At 48.0% G+C, this 21,521-nt stretch carries 16 protein-coding genes; 8 read left to right on the top strand and 8 right to left on the bottom strand.

Going from position 1 to position 21,521, the window contains the following annotated elements; translation table 11 throughout:
* Nucleotides 1–73: 73 nt before the first annotated feature.
* On the bottom strand, nt 74–229 hold the full coding sequence (locus BM082_RS25030; protein ID WP_017010519.1) for a hypothetical protein: 156 nt from the start codon (nt 227–229) through the stop codon (nt 74–76).
* A gap of 354 nt (nt 230–583) precedes the next feature.
* On the opposite strand from BM082_RS25030, the gene aqpZ reads away from it, so the two are divergent.
* Nucleotides 584–1,276, top strand: coding sequence for an aquaporin Z (gene aqpZ / locus BM082_RS02010; protein WP_074925076.1), 693 nt, complete (start codon nt 584–586; stop codon nt 1,274–1,276).
* Nucleotides 1,277–1,375: 99 nt separating this feature from the next.
* Here the strand turns inward: aqpZ and BM082_RS02005 are convergent, their stop codons facing one another.
* The 3 genes from BM082_RS02005 to BM082_RS01995 all read right to left on the bottom strand — a co-directional run bounded on the left by BM082_RS02005 (nt 1,376) and on the right by BM082_RS01995 (nt 6,890).
* Complete coding sequence (locus BM082_RS02005; protein ID WP_017010521.1) at nt 1,376–1,795, bottom strand: VOC family protein; 420 nt, start codon at nt 1,793–1,795, stop codon at nt 1,376–1,378.
* A 326-nt stretch (nt 1,796–2,121) separates the two neighbouring features.
* Nucleotides 2,122–5,175, bottom strand: coding sequence for a D-2-hydroxyglutarate dehydrogenase YdiJ (ydiJ, locus tag BM082_RS02000; protein WP_074925074.1), 3,054 nt, complete (start codon nt 5,173–5,175; stop codon nt 2,122–2,124).
* 224 nt (nt 5,176–5,399) lie between these two features.
* Entirely contained in the window at nt 5,400–6,890 is a 1,491-nt protein-coding gene (locus BM082_RS01995; protein WP_244275889.1) for a bifunctional NUDIX hydrolase/phosphatase PAP2 family protein, read from the bottom strand.
* 76 nt (nt 6,891–6,966) lie between these two features.
* Here BM082_RS01995 and BM082_RS01990 point away from each other — a divergent pair, with 76 nt between their 5' ends.
* Nucleotides 6,967–8,628: a VRR-NUC domain-containing protein gene (locus tag BM082_RS01990; RefSeq protein ID WP_074925070.1), complete on the top strand. Its 1,662-nt coding sequence runs from the start codon at nt 6,967–6,969 to the stop codon at nt 8,626–8,628.
* Between the two features lie 111 nt (nt 8,629–8,739).
* Nucleotides 8,740–9,150, top strand: a complete 411-nt coding sequence (locus BM082_RS01985; protein ID WP_017010526.1) for a BLUF domain-containing protein — start codon at nt 8,740–8,742, stop codon at nt 9,148–9,150.
* Between the two features lie 85 nt (nt 9,151–9,235).
* On the opposite strand, the gene BM082_RS01980 is transcribed toward BM082_RS01985, so the two are convergent.
* On the bottom strand, nt 9,236–9,982 hold the full coding sequence (locus BM082_RS01980; protein WP_017010527.1) for a flagellar brake domain-containing protein: 747 nt from the start codon (nt 9,980–9,982) through the stop codon (nt 9,236–9,238).
* Nucleotides 9,983–10,385: 403 nt separating this feature from the next.
* On the opposite strand from BM082_RS01980, the gene BM082_RS01975 reads away from it, so the two are divergent.
* On the top strand, nt 10,386–10,916 hold the full coding sequence (locus BM082_RS01975; RefSeq protein WP_244275887.1) for a hypothetical protein: 531 nt from the start codon (nt 10,386–10,388) through the stop codon (nt 10,914–10,916).
* Between the two features lie 6 nt (nt 10,917–10,922).
* Here BM082_RS01975 and helD read toward each other — a convergent pair whose 3' ends face one another.
* The gene (gene helD / locus BM082_RS01970; RefSeq protein WP_074925065.1) at nt 10,923–13,079 is read right to left on the bottom strand and encodes a DNA helicase IV; all 2,157 of its coding nucleotides are present in this window, start codon (nt 13,077–13,079) and stop codon (nt 10,923–10,925) included.
* 245 nt (nt 13,080–13,324) lie between these two features.
* On the opposite strand from helD, the gene yccS reads away from it, so the two are divergent.
* The gene (gene yccS, locus BM082_RS01965) at nt 13,325–15,496 is read left to right on the top strand and encodes a YccS family putative transporter (RefSeq protein WP_074925063.1); all 2,172 of its coding nucleotides are present in this window, start codon (nt 13,325–13,327) and stop codon (nt 15,494–15,496) included.
* Nucleotides 15,497–15,550: 54 nt separating this feature from the next.
* Here the strand turns inward: yccS and BM082_RS01960 are convergent, their stop codons facing one another.
* A complete protein-coding gene (locus tag BM082_RS01960; protein WP_074925061.1) occupies nt 15,551–16,429 on the bottom strand; it encodes a DMT family transporter in 879 nt (292 codons plus the stop codon).
* A gap of 129 nt (nt 16,430–16,558) precedes the next feature.
* On the opposite strand from BM082_RS01960, the gene BM082_RS01955 reads away from it, so the two are divergent.
* Complete coding sequence (locus BM082_RS01955) at nt 16,559–17,455, top strand: LysR family transcriptional regulator (protein ID WP_074925059.1); 897 nt, start codon at nt 16,559–16,561, stop codon at nt 17,453–17,455.
* Between the two features lie 99 nt (nt 17,456–17,554).
* Here the strand turns inward: BM082_RS01955 and BM082_RS01950 are convergent, their stop codons facing one another.
* Complete coding sequence (locus BM082_RS01950) at nt 17,555–19,270, bottom strand: NAD-dependent malic enzyme (protein ID WP_074925056.1); 1,716 nt, start codon at nt 19,268–19,270, stop codon at nt 17,555–17,557.
* Between the two features lie 331 nt (nt 19,271–19,601).
* On the opposite strand from BM082_RS01950, the gene BM082_RS01945 reads away from it, so the two are divergent.
* Nucleotides 19,602–20,021, top strand: coding sequence for a hypothetical protein (locus BM082_RS01945; RefSeq protein WP_244275885.1), 420 nt, complete (start codon nt 19,602–19,604; stop codon nt 20,019–20,021).
* A 109-nt stretch (nt 20,022–20,130) separates the two neighbouring features.
* Entirely contained in the window at nt 20,131–21,513 is a 1,383-nt protein-coding gene (locus tag BM082_RS01940; protein WP_074925052.1) for a TolC family protein, read from the top strand.
* Nucleotides 21,514–21,521: the final 8 nt, after the last annotated feature.

Genomic DNA, 21,521 nt, shown 5'->3' with positions numbered 1-21,521 from the left:
GAAAAAAGCGAACCGAATGGTTCGCTTTTTGTTTATCTGTACATGACTTTTTTTTGCTTTTAAGCGGGCATTGCTAGCGAATGAGTTCGGAAACGACAAGGCTAAGAACAGCAACAGCCACAAGGGCAACGAACACGATGGCAATCTTCTTTTGCATTTTTTCATCCACAAATTTTACTGCCAGAAGTCCAACGAGTATCAAACCAACAATAAAAACAATCTTAATCATTTACAAGCCTCGCTTTGGCGTTACGTAGTGATCATTGCTTAACGCCTTAGTCAAGGCAACGATTTGATTTTCAATAGAGTATACCTTCTAAATCCAAGTTATACCGAGTTCAGTCCCCCAGTTCCCTTCGAAACATCCACCACGCGCCCCATCAGCTTTCCAAGATGCATGTGACCCTTTCCGAATAGTTGAAGTCGTTTAAACGCTTGTCGCTTTGGGTGGGTCTATCCAACAAAGCGGACAAAGCCATACAATGTGCTACGTTTAAAGCGCAGTACAGGAACAACTCCTACTCCATACTTTTGCATTAAAACAATTCGCCAATAAGAGGCGATGTGAAAAGGACGCTTTGTTATGTTTAAAAAATTAACTGCCGAATTTATCGGTACGTTTTGGTTAGTTCTGGGAGGCTGCGGTAGTGCTGTATTAGCAGCTGGAGTACCCGACGTAGGTATTGGGTACTTAGGTGTCGCGCTGGCATTCGGTTTAACCGTTGTCACAATGGCCTATGCCATTGGCCATATTTCTGGTTGCCACTTAAACCCTGCCGTCTCTGTTGGCCTATGGGCTGGCGGTCGTTTCCCAACCAGCGAACTCTTACCATACATCGTGATTCAGGTTGCAGGCGGTATCGTCGGTGCATACGCCGTTTACATGATTGCTAGTGGTCAGCCAGGGTTTGATTTAGCTGGTGGACTTGCGTCAAATGGTTACGGCGAACACTCACCAGGCGGCTACGATTTAACGTCGAGCTTTATCACCGAAGTCTTGATGACGTTTATGTTCTTGATTGTCATTCTTGGTGCGACGCACAAACTGTCTAGCCCTGGTTTTGCTGGTCTCGCAATTGGTTTATCACTCACACTGATTCACCTCATCAGCATTCCTGTAACCAACACCTCTGTAAATCCAGCACGAAGCACAGGCCCTGCCTTGTTCGTTGGTGACTGGGCGCTTTCACAGCTGTGGCTGTTCTGGGTCGCACCACTGATTGGCGCTATTCTTGCTGGTGTCATTTATCGCTGGTTAAGCCCTAACGAAGATTAATATTGCTGCGAATCAGGCTTCAATAATCCTGATTCTAATGCCTCTAACTTTATGGCCTCTGACACCTTGCTCGCTTCGTTGCTTGGTTTCAGAGGCCTTTTAATCTTCTGGGTTCTCTGCAGAACAACTTAACATCCAACGCACACCGAACTTATCTGTAACCATTCCGAACCTTACTCCCCAAAACGTATAGTCCAACGGCATGATGATCTGACCTTGGTCTGACAATGCTGAAAAAATCACGTCTTGACGCCTCTGCTCTGTAAAACTGACATGAAATGCAATATCACCAGACCCTTGGGCTAATGAGTCATCTAGACCGTCTGAGGCGAGGAAAGAAAGCTCGGGAGAAACAAATTCTGCATGCATCACACGATTAAGAAAATGAGAAGGAAATTCGACGGGAGACTCATCAAAAGTGCTTAACGTGACAATCTTACCGCCAAGCGCATCCGTGTAAAATTGAAGCGCGTCTCGACACATGCCATGAAACGTAATATGTGGCTGAAGTGAAGACATAACGACAGACTCCTTTTTAAAAAGGCATACCCAACCAACCTCAAAGAACTTACTCATTAAGAGTGTGTTTAGGTATAAGGAATACTGCTAAGCCTATCAGTTCGCAGAGATCACCCCGCTCTACAATTGCGACGGCACGTAAAATTGTGAGGTTTTACGCGTTTGGTGTTTGGTGTTTGGTGTTTGGTGTTTGGTGTTTGGTGTTTGGTGTTTGGTGTTTGGTGTTTGGTGTGAGAAGAGGCTGATTGCTGAGAAAAAGAAAAGGGGCAAACGCCCCTTTATGATATTCAACAAACATGGTGATATCGAACAAATCACAAAATGGCTTACACCAGTTTGAGTAATACCTGTAGAGGATGAAGCATTTTATGATGCTCAAAACGCTTCACTTGGCTGCGGCATGAATATCCCGTTGCCATGGTGCGTGTTGGCGGTAAAGACTCAAGACGTGGCTGCCAACTCAAACCGTAAATGCCTTTTGAATTTTCCAGCTTGTCAGCTTCATGCCCGTAGGTACCCGCCATGCCACAACAACCGACAGCGACCGCTTCCATTTTTCCGCCAAAGTGCGCAAAAATCTTGCCCCACTCTGCTTCCGCATTTGGCATCTTGGTTTTTTCAGTACAATGAGCAAATAAATACCACGCATCCGTGTCTGCTTGCTCTTTGGTCGGCTGATGATTAATTTCTTCAATTAGCCATTCATGAGCAGTGAGCACTTGGTAGTCACCACGTTTGTCACCCAAGATTTCGTTGTACTCATCGCGATAGCACAACACCAATGCCGGATCGACACCCAGCATCGGCACACCAAGTTCGGCGACTTGATTAAGAAACGCCGCCGTATTCGTCGCTGTTTTCGCAAACTTTTTCAAGAAGCCTTTAATGTGCTGCGCTTTTCCGTTCGGCTTGAACGGCAGAAGCATAGGTTTTTTACCTAGCTTTTCAATCAAGCTCACCAAATCACGAATCACATCCGCTTCATAGAAACTGGTGAAGGGGTCTTGCACGATCAGGACGTAACGAGAACGCTCTGACTCACTCAACGCCTGTAGCCACTGCAAATCGAATTTGGTGGCATGATGTCCGTCCAACGATTCCATCAATGTCGGCACAGACAACGCAGGCGCATCAACATACCCAATGGTGGCCTTCGTCGCCGCTTTCGCCCATTTAGGCTGAGTCATTGCATTGATGAGCACAGGCGCTTTTGCCATCCAAGGCAGCATGGTTTCGATGTTTGCAACGAGGTAGTCTTTAGCAGGGCGCTGATAACGACTGTAATAAAGGTTAATAAAGCGCGAACGGAAACTTGGTACGTCCACTTTAATCGGGCATTGGGTTGCACAGGCTTTACACGCCAAACAGCCGTTCATCGCTTCCATCACTTCATGGGAGAAATCGTAATCGTCTTTCTTCGCCATCCACGTGTTTTTGAAGCGATCGAAAATTTGACGAATCGATGGCGTCTCATCCATCAACTCTTTTTCAAGTACTAACGGATCAACACCCTGCTCTGCCAATAATCGCAGCCATTCACGCACGATACCTGCACGGCCTTTTGGCGAATGACGACGGTCATAGCTGATCTTCATCGACGGACACATTGGAGAGCTGGTGTCGTAGTTAAAGCACAAGCCGTTACCATTACATTCCATCGCTTGGCGGAAGCTATCACGCACCTGAATCGGGATTTGTCGGTCAAAAGCACCACGTTTCTCGCCGTCTACTTTCACCAACTGATCCGTACTTTCAAACGGCGTACAAATCTTGCCTGGGTTCATGCGGTTATGCGGGTCAAACGCGGCTTTTACTTTACGCAGTTCATTAAAAAGATCGTCACCAAAGAATTCAGGGCCGTACTCAGAACGGAATCCTTTTCCGTGCTCGCCCCACATCAAGCCGCCGTATTTCGCCACCAGCGAAACCACTTGATCAGAGATTGTCTTCATCAGAAGTTCTTGTTCGGGGTCGCACAAATCAAGGGCTGGACGAACATGAAGCACACCCGCATCCACATGACCAAACATGCCATAGTTTAGGTTATGGCTATCCAACAGCGCGCGGAACTCGACAATGAAGTCAGCGAGGTTTTCTGGTGGCACACAGGTGTCTTCAGTAAACGCGACAGGTTTTGCTGCACCTTTCGCCGCGCCAAGAAGGCCAACGGCTTTTTTGCGCATGTTGTAAATTTTGTTGATAGACGCCAAATCGTTACAGACTTGATATCCAATCACACCTTGATCACCCGCTTCGACCAGCACATCCAATCGCGCGCAAAGTGATGTAACTTGTGCCTCGATCTCATCAACATCGTTGCCCGCAAACTCAACAATGTTGATGCCTTGCATGTCTTTGCCCGGCACATCGGTCAACAGATCTTTGACCGTGTTCCAGACAATGTCTTCACGCGCCAGATTTAATACGCGTGAATCAACGGTTTCTACCGACAACGCATTGGCTTCCACCATTACAGGTGCGCTGCGCAATGCAGAATCAAAGCTGTCGTATTTGACGTTCAATAAAGTGCGTGCTTTGGGAATTGGCGTGATATTCAGCTTGGCTTCCGAAATAAAACCCAGCGAGCCTTCTGCACCACACAATACGCGTGCGATATCAAACGTGTCGTGTTCAGGTTGATAGGCATTTTTCAGATCATAGCCCGTCAAGAAACGGTTCAGCGGCGGGAATTTCGCGTCGATATCCGCGCGATTTTCTCGGCAGATCCGCGATACTTCGCGCAGTGCATGTCCTGCATAATCTTGGCGTTCATTTGCTTGCACAACGTCATAGTGAAGCGATTCGGTATCAAGCTCAGAGCCATCTGCGAGTACGGCTTTCAATGCCAGAACATGGTCAGAGGTTTTACCGTAACGCAACGAGCCTTGGCCCGACGCATCGGTGTTCACCATGCCGCCGACCGTTGCACGGTTACTAGTCGACAAATCCGGAGAAAAGAAAAAGCCATGTGGGCGAAGTGCATCATTGAGCGCGTCTTTCACGACACCGGCTTGAACACGCACCCAGCCTTCCTCAGGGTTAACTTCAAGCACTTTCTGCATGTGGCGGGAAACATCCACCACGACATGTTGCGTGAGTGATTGACCGTTGGTGCCTGTACCGCCCCCACGCGCAGAGAATCGAATAGCATCAAAATCGCCGTTTAAAGAGGCTTTACCGACAAGGGTTAAATCTTGAGTAGACGTTGGAAAAATGACGGCTTGAGGCAACATCTGGTAAACAGAGTTGTCTGTTGCGACAGCGAGGCGACTCGCATAGAAGGTTTCGGTTTCACCTTGGAAACCCAGCTCTTTTAGCTTATCAAGATAGCGACCAACAACTGGGTCAAGCGTATGTTGATGATTGAGTACTGGTAACATCTTGCTCCCTGAAGCCAGAAATTGCACCGTTGATCCTTACGGTAACTGGCAGTATGCGGATTATTTAACTGCGCATAACTTTACAACAGCCAAGGGCGGCTTCAAAGCGGATTTCCTCCTCGACTCAACCTAAAAGCGGCTGAAAACACAAAGCTTTCATTTCAGCCAGTGTATTTTCAACCGCTTATTCAAGATGTTTGGCGATGCATCCATCAAGACGACAATCAGATTTTCAATACGTTGGGTAACACCCTAGGAGCCACCACCAACAGCCACACCGCGATTGACCATGACGCCCCGCAATGCACCGCCACAATCACGGTATTCACGGCATACCTCGCAGTAAGCCAATGATCAACGCCCACAATCGCGAGTACGCCCATTGAAAGAAGCGAAAAAAACGTCAACTGAACATGCCGCTTAATGGGTGACACATAGACAGGGAAGAATTTTAACCACATCAGGGCGCTATACACGCCAAGACAGATCGCTGACAGATAAATAATATGTGGCTTGTGAATTGCCCCGCCAATGACCGCTGTAACCGCGAACGCTGCAATCCAAAAGCGTGCTGAAATTAACACGTAGCGCCTATCTGTGAATCGCCACTTTCTCACATGGTGAAGTCCAAATGAACCCGCGACCCCCAATGCAATGCCAACCAAAACATCTGTTGGGTAATGTTCACCCAGCAATAAGACCTTGAGACTAACAAACAGAATCGACACCACGCCACACACTGCGATCAGCCAACGGTATTTACGCTGTTTTTCAGCGGTTTTTGACGTCATCCAAACCCAGCCAAACAGCATGGTCGTCAATGTCACCATGGTACTTGGTAAAGTGTAACCCAAGGTGTTATGCACGCCGAACACAGGGTCGATAAAGTAAGGACGAGGCACAACAATGACCGTACTCAGAATCAAGGTAAACGTCGCCATGGTGAGCATACCTGCACCATAAATCAGCAACGCACGATGGCCATGATAGCTTCGTATTAATGGCAAAGTGAGCAGAAAGAAAAGCGGTGAAAACACACAACCGATCAGGATGACGATTTTGGACAGAAACAGCGTCAATCCATTGCTTGAAATCGTATTGTGCCACTCTTGCAGCATGATCAATTGGGATTCATAGAAAGGAATCAATGTGCCAATTTCACCAGGAGAAAACACAAACGCGCTTGGCGTCACTTCTGGTACCCAATTCGGAAATTGCCACTTGTGTTCAGGAAAGCGGTAATTGCTTCGCATGGCTTTATTGTCCGGTTTGAGCAGCACTCGCGTCACTTCTTTCCCGAAGTGTGGTGCGGTCCAAACCATCACAATGCGTTGACCATTTTGATCCATGTAGAAACGCGCAGGCGTTGCCAACTCACAGGCATACAAGGCGGAATTATAGGTACGCGCGATTTGTTTTCCGACGTTAACCACTAACCCTGTTTCTTCGAATGTTTCTCGTTTTGCCGCCACCTCTGGCGATTCATCGCCAATGATTGAACCACCAGGTATCGAAAACTTACCGCTGATGGCTTCTTCGATCATTAAGATATGTTTGTCTTTGTCCACCACCAAACAATCTGCCGCCTTGATTGGCAACGTACTGTTGATTGAATTTTTTGCTGGTTCCGCCCCTACAAATGCAGAAAACATAACCCCTAGCCCGATTACCAGTTTCAGCATTTTCACCGTAAACGTGTCCTTTATTATTCTCATTCCTAGCCACGTTCGTTTGTGACATCACCAAGAGGCAGTCATAATCAAACGTTCGTATTCCCAACCATTCACTACAATGACCGATACTGCTGTTTTTCCAGATCTCCCACCGCATTATTACCTTGCTAATTTTGCTTCTATCATCGACACCGTAACCCTACGTTACGGGGATCTTCTTACCCAAGAAGAAGGAGACTGGATAACGGCATTTCATGATTTACCCACGAATGCACAATGCTTACTGGTGCGATTTCTTTCCCGAAAAGGGCATTGGTTTCGTGAAGACAAACTCAATTACCCAGAAATCGACAACCTGCCGCATGCCATCTCTTCTCTCGCTGAAGCAACATTCATTGATATTGAGCGTACACCTCCTTTTGATGTTCTTTGTTCACTGTTGACAAAGCCTGAGCTTTTGAGTCATTTCGATGTATTACCACTGGACAAAAAAAGTAAGAAAGCGGACCTCATCGAAGAGATTGCAACGCACTCTCCCACCGCCGAGCCACTGACATTTTCGTGCTTACACGTTCGGCTCGACGTGATGCCAATTTTCTTACTTTTGTATTTTGGTAACGCGCGGCAAGACCTCAGTCAGTTTGTTTTAAGTGACCTAGGCATTCAGCGGTTCGAAAGCGTATCACTTACTGCGGAGGTGAGGTTGTTTACAAGTAGAGACCAAATGAAAGACTGGTTAGATTTGTCCTCTCTTTCTGAGCAATATTGGCAACTGTCGGAAAAAAAAGACAAACATGCCCTTCTTGAACTATCAAAAGCACTGCCTTTTACAACAGCGTGGCCACCACTCGAACGAAAACGACAGCGACTGATCAACCAACTGGCGAGAGAACAAGAGCGCGCTGGAAACATCGAAGAGGCCATGTTGCTCTTCTCACAATCGTCTCTTCCGCCGTCAAGGGAGCGCCAAGCGCGTATCGCGATGAAGCAATCCGATTGGTCACGCGCCTGTGAATGGGTCAACGACATGCTCGCCAGCCCCTTCAATGAAGATGAAAAAGACGTGGCTGCGCGTATCGCAAAACAACTGGCAAAGAAAACCGACTTTGATTGCCCTGTTGCCACAGAACACCTCTATGAAGCGCTTCACCTTTCGTTGCCTTTGGATACTCGCGTGGAAGTCGCCAGTGCAGCGCATTTCACCGAACAAGGATGGACAGTATGGTTCAGTGAGAACCTATTGCTGAATGCACTCTTTGGTTTGACGTTTTGGGACATCATTTACAGCCCTGTCTCGGGGGCATTTCTCAACCCGTTCCAGCGTTCCCCTCGCGACATGTTTTCTTCTGAGTTTTATGCCGCACGACAATCCGCCATTGAGGAGCGCTTACATGCCTTGGCACAACAAACCCAAGAAGAAAGCGTCAAGCAACGACTCGCAACGTTTGAGCAGAAATATGGATTGGCGAATGATTGGGTTGTCTGGGGTTATATCGACAAAGAACAGATCACGGCAGCGTTGTTGAGCTTGACGCCGCCTCAACTCGTGGCGTGTTTTGAACGTATATTGTTTGACCCGAAATCTAATCGAGCTGGGCATCCTGATCTTTTCATGGTGAAAGGAAATACCTGCCAATTTATCGAAGTGAAAGGACCGGGTGATAAGCTCCAGCATCATCAGGTTCGTTGGTTAAATTTCCTAAACAGCCATCACATCATCAGCAAGGTGTTATATGTTGAGGACGCAAATAAATCGCCTTGCTCAAATGCAAATTCTTAAATTTAATACATACTTTAATGAGGACGTATTCGCAGTATTCTTCTGCCGACTGAAACGTTCTCGTCGAACCCGCGTTAAGAGGTTGCTTAGGGATAAATCTTGGAGCAAACAATGAGCAACAACCTACAGCAAATTGTTTATATCAGCAGTGCAGAACGCCCTTTTACCGAATCCGAACTTAACACCATGCTTTGTGATATTCGCAGTAATAACGAAGCGCTTGGCATCACAGGTATGTTGCTCTACAAAGATGGCGACTTTATTCAAGCCATCGAAGGTGACGAGCACGTTGTCTCGTCACTGTTTGAAAAGATATGTAGGGATCATCGCCACTACGGTATCGTAGAAATGATGCGAAAATCGCTGGTCGAACGTCAGTTTAAAGATTGGAGCATGGGGTTTCACAAACTCAGCCACACTGACCCACGGCTAGACGGTTTTAACCGCCTTTTTGACGATGACCCATCCACTGAAATCAACCCCGGCGACGCGCTCAATTTGCTGCTCGTTTTCAGAGAGTAAAACCACCAGCTCCAGCAATAAAAAAAGCACCGATTCCTCGGTGCTTTTTTCATGATTCGGCGTAAATAAAAAACCAATAACGTGGTTACGTTTTTCCGCCCAGCGCTTGGTCTTTCTTCGGGTTTTTAAACACGTATTTCGTACCATCGTAAATCAACGTTGAAAGCAAACGGCGGCAGTTTGCCTTGCCCGGTTCATCGAAAACCATGCCATATGTCTGTTTACCACGCTTTGTACGTCCGTTTTTCACCCCCCCACTCAGCGCATAGGTATCCTGCGTGGTGCTGTTGATGACTTCGATCACAATCTTTTGGTCAACATCAAACTCAGGAGAGATCGCGTCATAGGCAAACCCACACCCGCCAGAAGACACATCCGTTAAGATAACGCGCAGTTTACGGTTAGAAAGCTGAATATCGCCAGGAAGACGTAAGTCATAACGAATCTCGTTTCTCAATAGCACCAATTTAGCTTGCTGCGGCACAGGAAAAACAATCAAAGAAACTGGTCGATAAATCACATGCTCGATGCGCGTACGAAACCTCACCAATGCCCCTTCACCCTTCTCTGACACACCTTCAATATCAACATTAAAGCCTTGGGTGAAAAACATTTCATAATCACCTTTGGACAGTTTCGGCATGGTAAAGAAGATATGTTGTTGATCATCAAAACCAATGAAGTTGGATTTGAAGTTCAATCGTTGACCCAGTGGTGTCACTATCTCTAACGAGGCTTCCGTACCATGCTGAATAAAGTCCATGGCTCGTAAGCCCATGACCACTTTTTCTCTGGCTTTTGCCGGCGGCTTTTTCGCTGGTGTAGAATTCATACTCAGTTATACCTCGCCGGATCCACGACCTAAAATATGGGTTACTGTAAGTGTCTTAACTTTCTATCGGCCACATATTGAAAAACTGTCCATGCTTTTTACATATAGCATTACCTATTACAGATAAAAAACTCACAGCATCATTAATGTCTTTATTTATATATAGGCAAAAGATCACATTAATTCAATGTGATATAACAAGAAATATTAGGGCTTCTTGATACAAAATTACCTTTTAAAATAAGATCTTTAGTGAAAAACCGCACAGTATTCGATTTATTGTAATTTGTGCGTTTGCTTCACTTTTCATACAAATTAGTTATGCAAAGTACAGTGACATTTCTTTTAAGAGCTCAAGGTGAAGCGGTCCATGTTATTCACGATCTAAGCATCAATGACTACAATGGAACATATGCAACCCTCAGAGTACTCAACCCTATTGAATAGATTTCAGACGCTTTTCCCAGTGCCTCTTTTGATATCACTCACCCTATTTGGGGGAGGCCCGCTTCATGCTCAAAGCTACCCCAGCGCGGGTGAAACCAAAGCAAACTTAGAAATGCTGGGCTATCACAATGAATGGCAGCCCACGCAAGAGGGAGAAAAGCTGGTCATCGATAGCGGGGAGATTTGGATCAACAACGAAGACACGTTCGCCCTCCTTGCCGTCATTGATGATGATGAAGACGCTATGCGCACCTCTATCATCGACAATTTGGCGATTTGCGCCACATTGGGCGTTGCAGTGTCCGGGCAAAGCTCAGTGCACGCCTTCAAAACCTTTGGAAGTCTCATGGGCAGTGCGCTCAGTCATCCCAAAAAGCAACTCTTCAATGACGCATTGGCCTTTCGATTCCACCTCATGGTCAGTGATGATTCAGGACAAGCCACCATATTGCGCTGTGGTGTTCAAGCCAGCAACACCAGCAGCTAATCACGTTCAGTTCGCCATTAGTTGCTTTTTAGTAATGGAACAAGAAACAGGATAATCGCCCTGCCACAACTCTTTCACGAACACTGAAGCCATTTCAGGCTCACAACAAACCCAACATTGATGCTTAGCTCGCGTCAGCGCGACATAGAACAATCGGCGTTCTTCTGCATGTTCTACCCCTTCTTCCATATGCAGCAATGCCCCTTCAAGACCCTCTGCATACGATCTTGCGGGGAAGACGTTTTCATTGACATCCACAATGAAGGTGTAATCGGCTTCCAACCCCTTACTGGCATGAGCGGTGACATAACGGATGTCTAGCGAGGGATAAGAAGAATGCCATTGGCCCAAATCCGCTGGCTTATTGGCATTGTTACGCCCAATGATCAGCACGCTTGCCGATTTTTCGCCTTGTGACGACGCCAGTTTGTCTAGGGCTGCCGCGATGCGCTCAGTGGGCAACAAGGTAACGGCCTTTTTCTTCTGCAGTCGGTGACTGTTGAGCGGTTTTGAAAGCTGTGTTGGATTCACTTGAATGAATCGGTTTGCGACATCGCCCAGCATGGAGTTGAAACGATAAGTCGTATCAAGGTAACGAATTTCGCCTTTTGGAAAGCGAGCTAGAAAATCCGTGGTTAAGCTCACGTCTGAACCTGCAAATCGGTATATCGCCTGCCAATCATCACCCACCGCAAACAACGACGGAGATCGGTCTCGTTTGCCGCCACACACTGCCTCAAGCAGTGCCAAGCGTGACGGCGAAATATCTTGATACTCATCAACCATCACGTGGTCATAATGCGACGCAAGTGTGGCGTTTTTCTTGGAAAGGATTTTAGTGGCTTCAATGATCAAGCCATTAAAGTCGAATGTTTTGTTCTGCGTCAGATGTTGGCGATAATCCCGAACCAAAGGCCAAACCAAGGACAATTCGCTTAACGCTTTGGCGACCATGTTGGTGTTCGGTGAATCCAACTCAGTGAGCGTCGTGTCGTCTTCGCGTTCTGTCGTGCTCGGCTGCAATGCTTGAATGCGTTGCTTTATAGCAGTTTGAGACAAGGTTTGTTGTTGAAGTAAGTCCAGTTGTCGCCATAGCCATTTGTGCAGTTTGGGTTCATGGGCTTGCTCAACCAATGGGCGGTCTGCACTCAAGCCGGACACTTTCCATTGCGCCAGGTGTTTCTGCCAACGTTTCTCTACCGTTGGGTTGGCTAAGTTTTTCGCCAACCACAATGTCATCCAGCTCATCTTGCTCTCTTCGTCCGTCGCAAGGTCAGCCATCACGGGCGCTTGCCCTGTTGCCTCTTTAATGATTGTCGTGGCAAAGCTGTGGAAAGTAGACACATTCACTTTCGTCAGTTGATGTGCCTGCAATCGCGTCTTCATTTCCTCGCTGGCTTTCTTACCGAACGCCAGCATTAGAATACGTTCAGGCGTCGTTTGTTCACCCATAACAAGGTAACGCGTTCGCGCCATTAGCACGCTGGTTTTTCCTGAACCTGCCCCCGCGAGGAGTAAATTGTGGTTGTCGTCCATTAACACAGCATCTCGCTGCGATGCATTCAAAGGGGAAGACTCTGCCTCATCAAACCATGCCGACCAACGTTCGCGCTCGTTATCTTGCCAGCGTTGGTTTCTCGCCATGCGCTTGGCATCGCCATTTTGAATCCAACCATAAACCGCTTGATACAGCGCAGGGTTTGCAACAGAGAAGACTTGAGGATGCAGGGTATGGGCTTCAAACACGGCATCGGCTTTTTCACGCCATGCTTTTAAATCTGCATCACGCAAATACCCTTGGTGATCGGCCAAGATATCGCGAAGCGCAAATAACTCGTGCTCCACCAACATAAAGCGCTTCTGTTGCCCTGCTAACCAGACTTGATATTCACCCGTCAGTTGTTCAGCGAAGGCTTGCAGCTCACGCCAAGGCAACCCATACACAGTGAGGGTTTGCGCAGGACGATCCGCCGGCGACACAATCACCGTCAATTTCCCCCACCATAAGCCACGGGAAATGCGGCACTGACCATCCCAAATAGAAAAAGGCACGGTTTCAGTGATGTGTTTGGATTCGAACACTAGGCGGGATTCATCCAAACGGATGCTGTAGTGATCGCCTTGTACAAACCATTGCGCCAATCGGCTCGCGGATAATTTCATCGGGGTGCGTCTATCGCTTTATTTCGTTGTTTTCTATAGTGACTCAGAATACCAAGGAATGGGCACCAACTCATCGATATCCTTTGCGGAAAGCCGACTTGTGCAACGATACTTGTATGAATTGTCAGCAAAAGCGTGCGATGTGCAGGAATGGGACTGAAAATGCCGACCCTTTTTGATCTCGCCACTTGGATGCCCTTTCTAATCTGTTATCTTACCTGCATTCGAGGCTTATCTCTGTTCGTATGATTTCTAAACGATCCTCTTTAACTCTTCGAGAATACTGGGCAAACAGTCGCATCAATTACAGTGTGCGTGTGTTCATCGCACTGGTTGGCGTTGCACTGCCATGTTGGTGGTTTGGCGCAACTGAGGCCATTACGCCTTTGGTGCTCGGTATCATCGCTTCCGCGTTGGCAGAAACCGACGACAACCTTGCAGGTCGATTCTCAGCGCTCATTACCACGCTCGTGTGTTTTGCCATTGCAACGTTTTCGATTGAACTCCTTTTCGATTATCCCTTGTTGTTCACGATTGGCTTAATCTCGTCCACATTTGGTTTTACCATGCTTGGGGCGATAGGTCCGCGTTATGCCAGCATCGCCTTTGCTTCCTTGCTCACAGCGGTTTACACCATGCTTGGTGCGCACGAATCCGTAAACTTGTGGTTCCAACCTGCCATGTTGTTGGCTGGGGCAGCTTGGTATGGCGTGATTTCGCTGGTGTGGTTGATGCTTTGGCCCATGCAGCCTGTTCAACAAAGTCTTGCTGCGCTGTTCAAAACCTTAGGGAAATACCTCGACCAAAAATCAGACATGTTCCATCCGAGTCGAGATGTAAACCCTCAGGCGTTGCGCTTAACGGATGCTGACCAAAACCGCCATGTGGTGAACGCGCTCAATGCAGCAAAGGCTTCGCTACTGAATCGAGTTCGACGCGGACGTTTGAACGACAGTAGCCGCCAGCTATTGAAGATTTATATTCTGGCGCAAGACATTCACGAACGTGCAAACTCATCGCACTATCGCTATCAAGATCTCGCCACCGTGTTCTTCCACAGTGATATTCTTTTCCGCCTTCAGCGTTTACTGCGTCTTCAAGCCAAAGCCTGCTTGGAGGTCTCACACTGCTTAACCCTTTCTCGCCCTTATCGTCATGGTGAAGAAAGCATCAAAGCATTGGATGAGTTAAACGAATCGCTGATTTACGTGAAAGAACAGAACAACCCTGAATGGAATGCCCTATTAAGCCAGCTGGATTACTTGTTCCGTAACCTTGCGACGGTTGAACGCCAGTTAGCAAACATCAGCAACCCTGACGCCACGCAAACTGACGAAGACAAAGAGATTGCCGACCCAGATGCACACAGCTTGCGTGACAAAATCTCGCGCATTTGGGCGCAGATGACGCCGAAATCGCTGTTGTTCCGCCATGCTGTGCGTCTCTGCCTCTCGTTGGCTGTCGGTTACGGCATTATTCAAGCGCTTGACCTTACGCGCGGCTATTGGATTTTGCTCACCATTTTGTTTGTCTGCCAAGCCAATTACTCCGCAACCCGCAGCAAACTCACCGAGCGCGTTTCAGGTACCTTGATCGGCCTACTGATTGGCCTGCCCCTGCTTACGCTTTTCCCCGATCCGACGGGGCAACTGGTGTTAATGGTGTTATTTGGCGTGTTGTTCTTCGCCTTTAGAACCACACACTATGCCGCCGCAACCACCTTCATTACTTTGTTGGTGCTCATGTGTTTCAACCAATTGGGCGAAGGATATGCCGTCATGTTGCCGCGTTTGGGCGATACCTTAATTGGCTGTTTGCTGTCGGTCATCGCTGTGCGCTTTGTGCTGCCGGATTGGCAAGCGCACCGCCTTCGCGGGATCATGCAAGATGCAGTGGCCGCGAACCGCGATTATCTCGCGCAAATCATCGGTCAGTACCGCATAGGAAAACGCGACACCATGGCCTATCGCGTCGCGCGCCGTGAAGCACACAATAACGATGCACAGCTCACTACCGCCATCAGTAACATGTTGGCTGAACCCGGCCGATACCAAACAGCCACTGACGAAAGTTTCCGCTTCTTGTGCTTAAACCATGCCATGTTGAGTTATATCTCCGCACTTGGCGCACACCGCATGCAAATGGATGACGACAGCATTCACGAATTGGTCTCGAAAGCACACAGAGGCATCCACAAAGAATTGGATTGCTTGGTGGCGAAGCTGTCTAAAGAAAGCGATGTGCAATCTTGCTATGACGATGAACTCGCGAAACATCTTGGTAAATGGCGCGAGGAAGAAAGCAGCTCCGCGGGCATGGTGTTGCAGCAGCTTCATCTTATCCATCGCATCTTGCCAGAGATGCACATGCTGACGGACAAGCTGGCGGAGAAAGCGTTACAGCACTCGAAATCGTAGCATGTCCAAGGCGCGGTTTGCTTGGAACACCGCTGAAACATACCGAGCCAGACATCACCCCACCACCGTTCGAGCTTGAGCCTTTTTCATTGAAGGCTCAGGCTCGAATCGTATTAAACCTGCGGTCACGATCAGTAAACACGCGACAACCTCCACGTATTCTAGGTTTTGCCCCAGTAAGACCACGCTGAACATCAATGCAAATACGATCTCGAATGTGCTGATCATGGTGGCTCTCTCGCCACCTAACAGTAGCGTCCCTCTCACGAAAAGGTATTGAGGTATTGCGGCCGCAAAGACACCGATTGCCAAAATAAGCCCGCTTTGTTCAAACGTCTCGGGCATAACAAGTGTCGGTTGAGAAAACCAGATGACAGGGATAATCACCAACATATGACCTGCTAATGTGGCACTCATTCGCTCGCCTACCTGAAGTGGGAGGATGGGACGAGAAAGGTAGTTAATCACGAGTGCGTAAGAAGCGGGTGCGACAAAACAAAGTAGCACATACCCGAATGGCGCATTTGAGGCGTCCAATGACCCTTGCATCAATGACACCGCCAATCCAATGATACAGGCTGCAATCAGACGATTACGCGTGAGCGTTTGACCAAAAAACAGCCAGCCCAACAACATCGCAAACAAGGGGTAGGTGTAATAAATAAGGATGATGGAGGTGGGAGAAACCCATTGAAAACTCGCTAAAAATGCGAGCATTCCTAAGGCAGAGCACACGCCAATGACCATGCTTCTGACATATTCTGATGCATTATTTTTTATTGCCCCCAAATACGGCAGCGCCAGTGACATTGGAATACCACAGCGAAAGAATGCGACCACTTCAGGCGAGTATCCCTGCTGAAGCAGTAACTGAGACAGCAATGGATTCAGTCCAAACCCAATGGCTGCTCCCATCATAACAACCACACCCATTCGATAACCCCCTTATAACGCTGTCCAGACATTCCCGTTTCTCATTGGATAATAGGTGCTTTTCCGTCATATAATTAATGAAATATAGGCGTTAAGCATGAACAACTCTCATGTAAACAGTTGGACGTTATGCGACTAGATATTAAGCACTGGAAACTTCTGGAAGCGGTGGGGAAATACGGCAGTCTTGGTCGTGCTGCAGACGCCATAGGCGTCACACAGTCTGCGTTGAGTCATCGCCTTGCTGAGGCAGAGCGGCGGTTAGGTAGCCCTATCTTTGAACGTGAGGGACGTAGATTACGGCCAACACCGGCAGGGCAATCCTTGGTGCAGGCAGCACAATTGCTATTGCCCGAGCTATCTCGCGCTGAAAAAGACTTTGAGCAAACGGCACAAAACGCCAGTCACCTCGTGAGAATAGGCGTCGCAGCCTACAGTGCTTATCATTGGGTTCCCGGTTTTTTGGCCTCTCTTCCCGTAAAACGAGAAAAATTGCAGGTCGACTTCGTGGCGGCCGCGACCCGAGAGGCAGAAAATACCTTGCTAACAGGTGCAACGGATTTATTGATTTCGCCAGTGAATATCGATAACTCTGCCTTTTCCTCTGCCCCATTGATTGAAGATGAACTGGTTCTTGTCACGCATCCTCAACATCCGTTCGCCGATAAGCCTTGGATTATTGCAGAAGATCTCGCCGACGTGGATTACCTCACTTACAGTCTCGATGCATTGCCAGGGTTTGAATACGAACGGTTTATCAAGCCTTCAGGTATTCGCCTTCGCCACATTCAGTCCGTCGAAATGACCGATGCGATTGTGGAGATGATTGGGGTTGATTTGGGGATCAGCATACTTTCAAAATGGGCAATCACTCGCTCGTTAACGCAGAAGCTCGTCGCCGCCGTGCCATTGACAGAAAATGGCCTTCCTCTGACTTGGCATGTGTTAACCCGAAAATCAGACGCGAAACACCCAGCGGTGCAACTGACCTTAGACGCACTCTGCCAATGGTTTAACCCTCGTTAATCAATGAAAACGTTCAAAGCATTCAAAGCATTGAAGAATAAAGACAAAAAAACCGCCCCGTGGACGGCTTTGCGTTCTTGTTTTCAATTGGAGATATCGCTACACCCTGCGATAAGGTAAGTAAACGGGCTCCCACATGTGCAGCGCAAGTTCTTGCTCAATCTCTTTCCCGCGTAAACAACTATTCGGGTTGGTCGCCTGAATGTGTTCCAAAATCACTTTCGCCACCACCAGCGACACGTCTTTCAAATCGCGAATACGCGGATACACACAACCTTCTGCCAAATCGTCGTCTGACACACATTCTGCCAAGGCATAGGACGCCATGGTGAACATGTCCAAGGTCACTTTCTCTGCTTGAGAGACAATAGATGCTAGGCCAACCCCCGGGAAGATGAACACATTGTTCCCTTGCCCGATGCGGAATTCGCGCCCTTGGTAACTCACGCTCGCGAACGGACTGCCTGTTGCAACGATCGCGCGACCATCACTCCACTGATAAATGTCTTCAGGTATGGCTTCACAATTCGCCGTTGGGTTCGACAATGGGAAAATCATCGGGCGCGATGTGTATTCCATCATCTTCTGAACATGCTCCGATTTGAACGCACCGCCAATGCCACTCGTGCCAAGAAGCACAGTCACAGGATGGTGATTGATGAGCTCTGTCAGCGTGACTTTTTCGACTGATTCCGTTACCCAGCATTTCGCAATATGGCGAGGTTTGGCATAGCGTTTTTTGTATTCGTCTAACCCTTCGCGGTCATCAAACACCAATCCTTGAGAGTCGAGGATGAAGATCTTGTCTCTCGCGTTTTGGTGTGCACAGCCTTCTTTCAACAAGCCCGCATAGATTTGGTCGGCGACGCCGACGCCACCTGCACCCGCGCCATAAACCACGTACGTTTGGTCAATCAAGGTTTCTTCTTTGATTTTGCATGCACCAAGAATACCCGCGAGCACCACAGAGCCAGTGCCTTGAATATCATCGTTGAACGAAGGCAACACATCTTCGTAATCACTCAAATTATCGAACGCGTTCGATTTACTGAAGTCTTCCCATTGCAGCACGGCTTTCGGGAAATGGCGCGTTACTTGTTTGACAAAGCGCTTGATGAAACGTTTGTATTCGTCGCCGCGCATACGACGACGTGGCACACCGAGATACATAGGGTCATTGAGCAAATCTTGGTTGTCTGTGCCCACATCCAGTGCAATCGGCAAACAGTGTGCTGGGTGAATACCCGCACCGAGCGTATAGAGGGAAAGCTTACCAATCGGAATACCCATGCCGCCCACACCTTGGTCACCAATCCCAAGAATGCCTTGGCTGTCTGTCACCACGATGATTTTGATGTCTTTGCCTGCAAACTGGCGTGCCATTTCACCCATCTGATTCACGTTGTCCGCCGTGACGTATAAACCGCGGGCTTTTTGATAACGGTGGCTAAATTCTTGGCAGGCTTTACCCACGGTTGGGGTGTAAATGATGGGCGTCATCTCTTCAACGTGACGAGACAATAACGCATAGAAAAGGGTTTCGTTCCTGTCTTGCAGCGAACGTAAGAAAAGGTATTTCTCGATGTCGGTTGACGCATTTCTAAACCCGTCATACACACGATTTAGCTGGTCTTCAAAGGTCTGAACACGCGGTGGAAGCAGACCATTTAACTGGAACGCTTCGCGCTCTTCATAGGTAAATGCCGTGCTCTTGTTCAAAGTGCGGTCATTCAGCAATTCCGTACCAATAAGAGAAACAGGTCGAAACACATTGCCTTGCTCATCTTTCCAACGCAGATATTTACCTATAGTCATCAGTCGCTCCATTTATCCATTAATAAACAAACCGATACGATGTTATGCCTGTATTGAGAAAGAAAATGTGAAGTATGATTGAATTGGAAAATCGTTTAATTTTAGTTAGTTGGCTCTGATTTGGTTGCATTAAACCAAGAAAGCGCAAACCCATTTCATCGGTGAATTATTCCCCCCAACCCAAGCGGTAATGAGTAATAAATCAAAAACACGCCGCTCAAATATTATTCATACAGCACTCAATAAGTGCCATTTTATCGAAATCGCATTGACCTTCCCCCTACTGGAACGTTTACGCTTATATCAATATTGGCTTTGTTGACATCATCACATGCGCTTTTCGTCCTTCCGCACATACTGGATATCTCTCATCAGCTTGCTCGTCATGCTGATGTCTGGTGTTGCATCAGGATCGACAATGATGGCCATGGACATGCTGCCAACGAAGCAAGTGACACCACACACGGCTTCATCCAATGTGCTGGATTGCCAGATGACGGACAGGTCGTCGAACCCACATGCACATCACACCAACATCCCGAAAACGTCGAACACCGAATCCCCACATTGTGGATCGATGGATGACATGGAAACCAACTGCTGCACACTTGTCTGCGTCAGTGTGTTTGCGTTTCTCGCCTCTGACCATCAAGCCGTTTTACATCGCACGGCGTTGGCGCTGGTCCCTACTGAATCAAACCATGCGTTGATAACCTTTCCGCGTTCCCTGTATAGACCCCCAATAGCGTAAATCTCTCTCTGTTTTCTTATTTGCTTTCTGCACGCCTATCAGCGTGTCTCTAGCAGAGGATTTTTCTGCGTCTAGCGTTGGCTTTGACGTATACAGAATGGATTTAGCTGTGAAAATAAAACCAAGCGTATTGGCACTGTCGATCTGTGCCGCGGCGTGGTCATCATTGCCTGCATTTGCGGCGGGTGAAACGACGCACATCATCAAAGAAGACGTTTCAAGCACGCCAGTGGCGCTGAAACATCTCATCGAACAAGCATTAACTGAGGATAAAAGCCGCCAAACGTTTTACGCCCAATCGCAAGCCATGCGTGAAACGGGCATTGCTAGTTCAACCTTGATGGATCCTAAAATCAAGGTCGGCTTCGGCGGCTTGCCTGTTGACAGTTTTCAGTTTGATGAAGACCCAATGACCAACCTTTCGGTTGGGCTGATGCAACAGTTCGAACGTGGTTCAACCCTTTCTCTGCAAGCAACAAAAGCCAATCAACAAGCGGATGGCATTGCGCTTCAAGTTGCCTCTCGTGAACTGGATATCGCCAACAACATGACACAACTTTGGCTTGAGTTGGGGTATCAACAACAGGCTGAAAGGATCCTGCGTGAAAACCAGCATTTGGTGCGTGAATTGGCTAACTTCATCCAAACCAATTACGCCATCGGCAAGAGTGAAGCGCAGGATCTACTGAATGCTCAACTTCAAGTGAGTAAGTTAGACGAAAAACTTCACGCTAACGCACAAGTGCAGCGCCGCATTGTTTCCCAGCTTTCTGAATGGTTGGGCGCAAGCTGGCTTCAACATGAACAAGACCTGATTGCCACCAATACACTGAATTGGCGTGCGTTAAACACGCGTCTCCAACACAGTGACGACACAGCACATTACGCATTACTGGCGCAGCACCCCATGGTAAAAATGGCCGATGCGGCCATCGCAGTGAACAAAACACAGGTCAATATTGCGGAGCAAGCTTATAGCCCCCAATTCGGCGTAGAAGTGATGTATGCCCATCGCCAAGCGAATGGCATGAACGGCCAACCGGCGTCTGATCTTGTTAGCGCCTATGTCACCCTAGACGTTCCCCTGTTTACCGAAAACAAACAAGACCGCACCTACGCCGCCGCGCAATACCAAGTCGGCGCAGCCAAGTCTCAAAAAGACCTGCTTCTTGCGCAAATGAACGCAAAAGTGAATGCACTGCTGGTTGACAGAAGCAACCTTGAACAACGGCTCAATCGCTATCAATCCACCCTGCTTTCTCAAGCTCGCGCGCGCACCAATGCCGTCGAACGTGGTTACCAAAACAACACGTCGCAATTCAATGACGTCATCACAGCCGCCGCGGATGAGCTAGCGCTTGAACTTGAACAACAGCGATTGATTACCGATTTGAACCTTGTGAACAGCAACCTTGCTGCGTTATTAGGCGGTTTCGAATTCGATGCGGTTCAGCCTGACATTTCTCACCCAACACCACGTCATCAGCAGTAAGCAAGGCA

It is taken from the genome of Enterovibrio norvegicus DSM 15893 (assembly GCF_900115495.1).
Taxonomy (GTDB): Bacteria; Pseudomonadota; Gammaproteobacteria; order Enterobacterales; family Vibrionaceae; genus Enterovibrio; species Enterovibrio norvegicus.
The sequence above is the reverse complement of the archived record's forward strand: the minus strand, read 5'-3'. Positions and strand labels throughout refer to the sequence as shown.

Excerpts from the sequence above, each read along its gene's own strand:
- yccS (WP_074925063.1), top strand. The coding sequence starts at position 13,325 with ATGATTTCTAAACGATCCTCTTTAACTCTTCGAGAATACTGGGCAAAC.
- BM082_RS01955 (WP_074925059.1), top strand. The coding sequence starts at position 16,559 with ATGCGACTAGATATTAAGCACTGGAAACTTCTGGAAGCGGTGGGGAAA.
- helD (WP_074925065.1), bottom strand. The coding sequence starts at position 13,079 with ATGAAATTATCCGCGAGCCGATTGGCGCAATGGTTTGTACAAGGCGAT.
- aqpZ (WP_074925076.1), top strand. The coding sequence starts at position 584 with ATGTTTAAAAAATTAACTGCCGAATTTATCGGTACGTTTTGGTTAGTT.
- BM082_RS25030 (WP_017010519.1), bottom strand. The coding sequence starts at position 229 with ATGATTAAGATTGTTTTTATTGTTGGTTTGATACTCGTTGGACTTCTG.
- BM082_RS01975 (WP_244275887.1), top strand. The coding sequence starts at position 10,386 with ATGGAACATATGCAACCCTCAGAGTACTCAACCCTATTGAATAGATTT.
- BM082_RS01960 (WP_074925061.1), bottom strand. The coding sequence starts at position 16,429 with ATGGGTGTGGTTGTTATGATGGGAGCAGCCATTGGGTTTGGACTGAAT.
- BM082_RS01945 (WP_244275885.1), top strand. The coding sequence starts at position 19,602 with ATGCGCTTTTCGTCCTTCCGCACATACTGGATATCTCTCATCAGCTTG.
- BM082_RS02005 (WP_017010521.1), bottom strand. The coding sequence starts at position 1,795 with ATGTCTTCACTTCAGCCACATATTACGTTTCATGGCATGTGTCGAGAC.
- BM082_RS01980 (WP_017010527.1), bottom strand. The coding sequence starts at position 9,982 with ATGAATTCTACACCAGCGAAAAAGCCGCCGGCAAAAGCCAGAGAAAAA.
- BM082_RS01990 (WP_074925070.1), top strand. The coding sequence starts at position 6,967 with ATGACCGATACTGCTGTTTTTCCAGATCTCCCACCGCATTATTACCTT.
- ydiJ (WP_074925074.1), bottom strand. The coding sequence starts at position 5,175 with ATGTTACCAGTACTCAATCATCAACATACGCTTGACCCAGTTGTTGGT.
- BM082_RS01995 (WP_244275889.1), bottom strand. The coding sequence starts at position 6,890 with ATGAGAATAATAAAGGACACGTTTACGGTGAAAATGCTGAAACTGGTA.
- BM082_RS01950 (WP_074925056.1), bottom strand. The coding sequence starts at position 19,270 with ATGACTATAGGTAAATATCTGCGTTGGAAAGATGAGCAAGGCAATGTG.
- BM082_RS01985 (WP_017010526.1), top strand. The coding sequence starts at position 8,740 with ATGAGCAACAACCTACAGCAAATTGTTTATATCAGCAGTGCAGAACGC.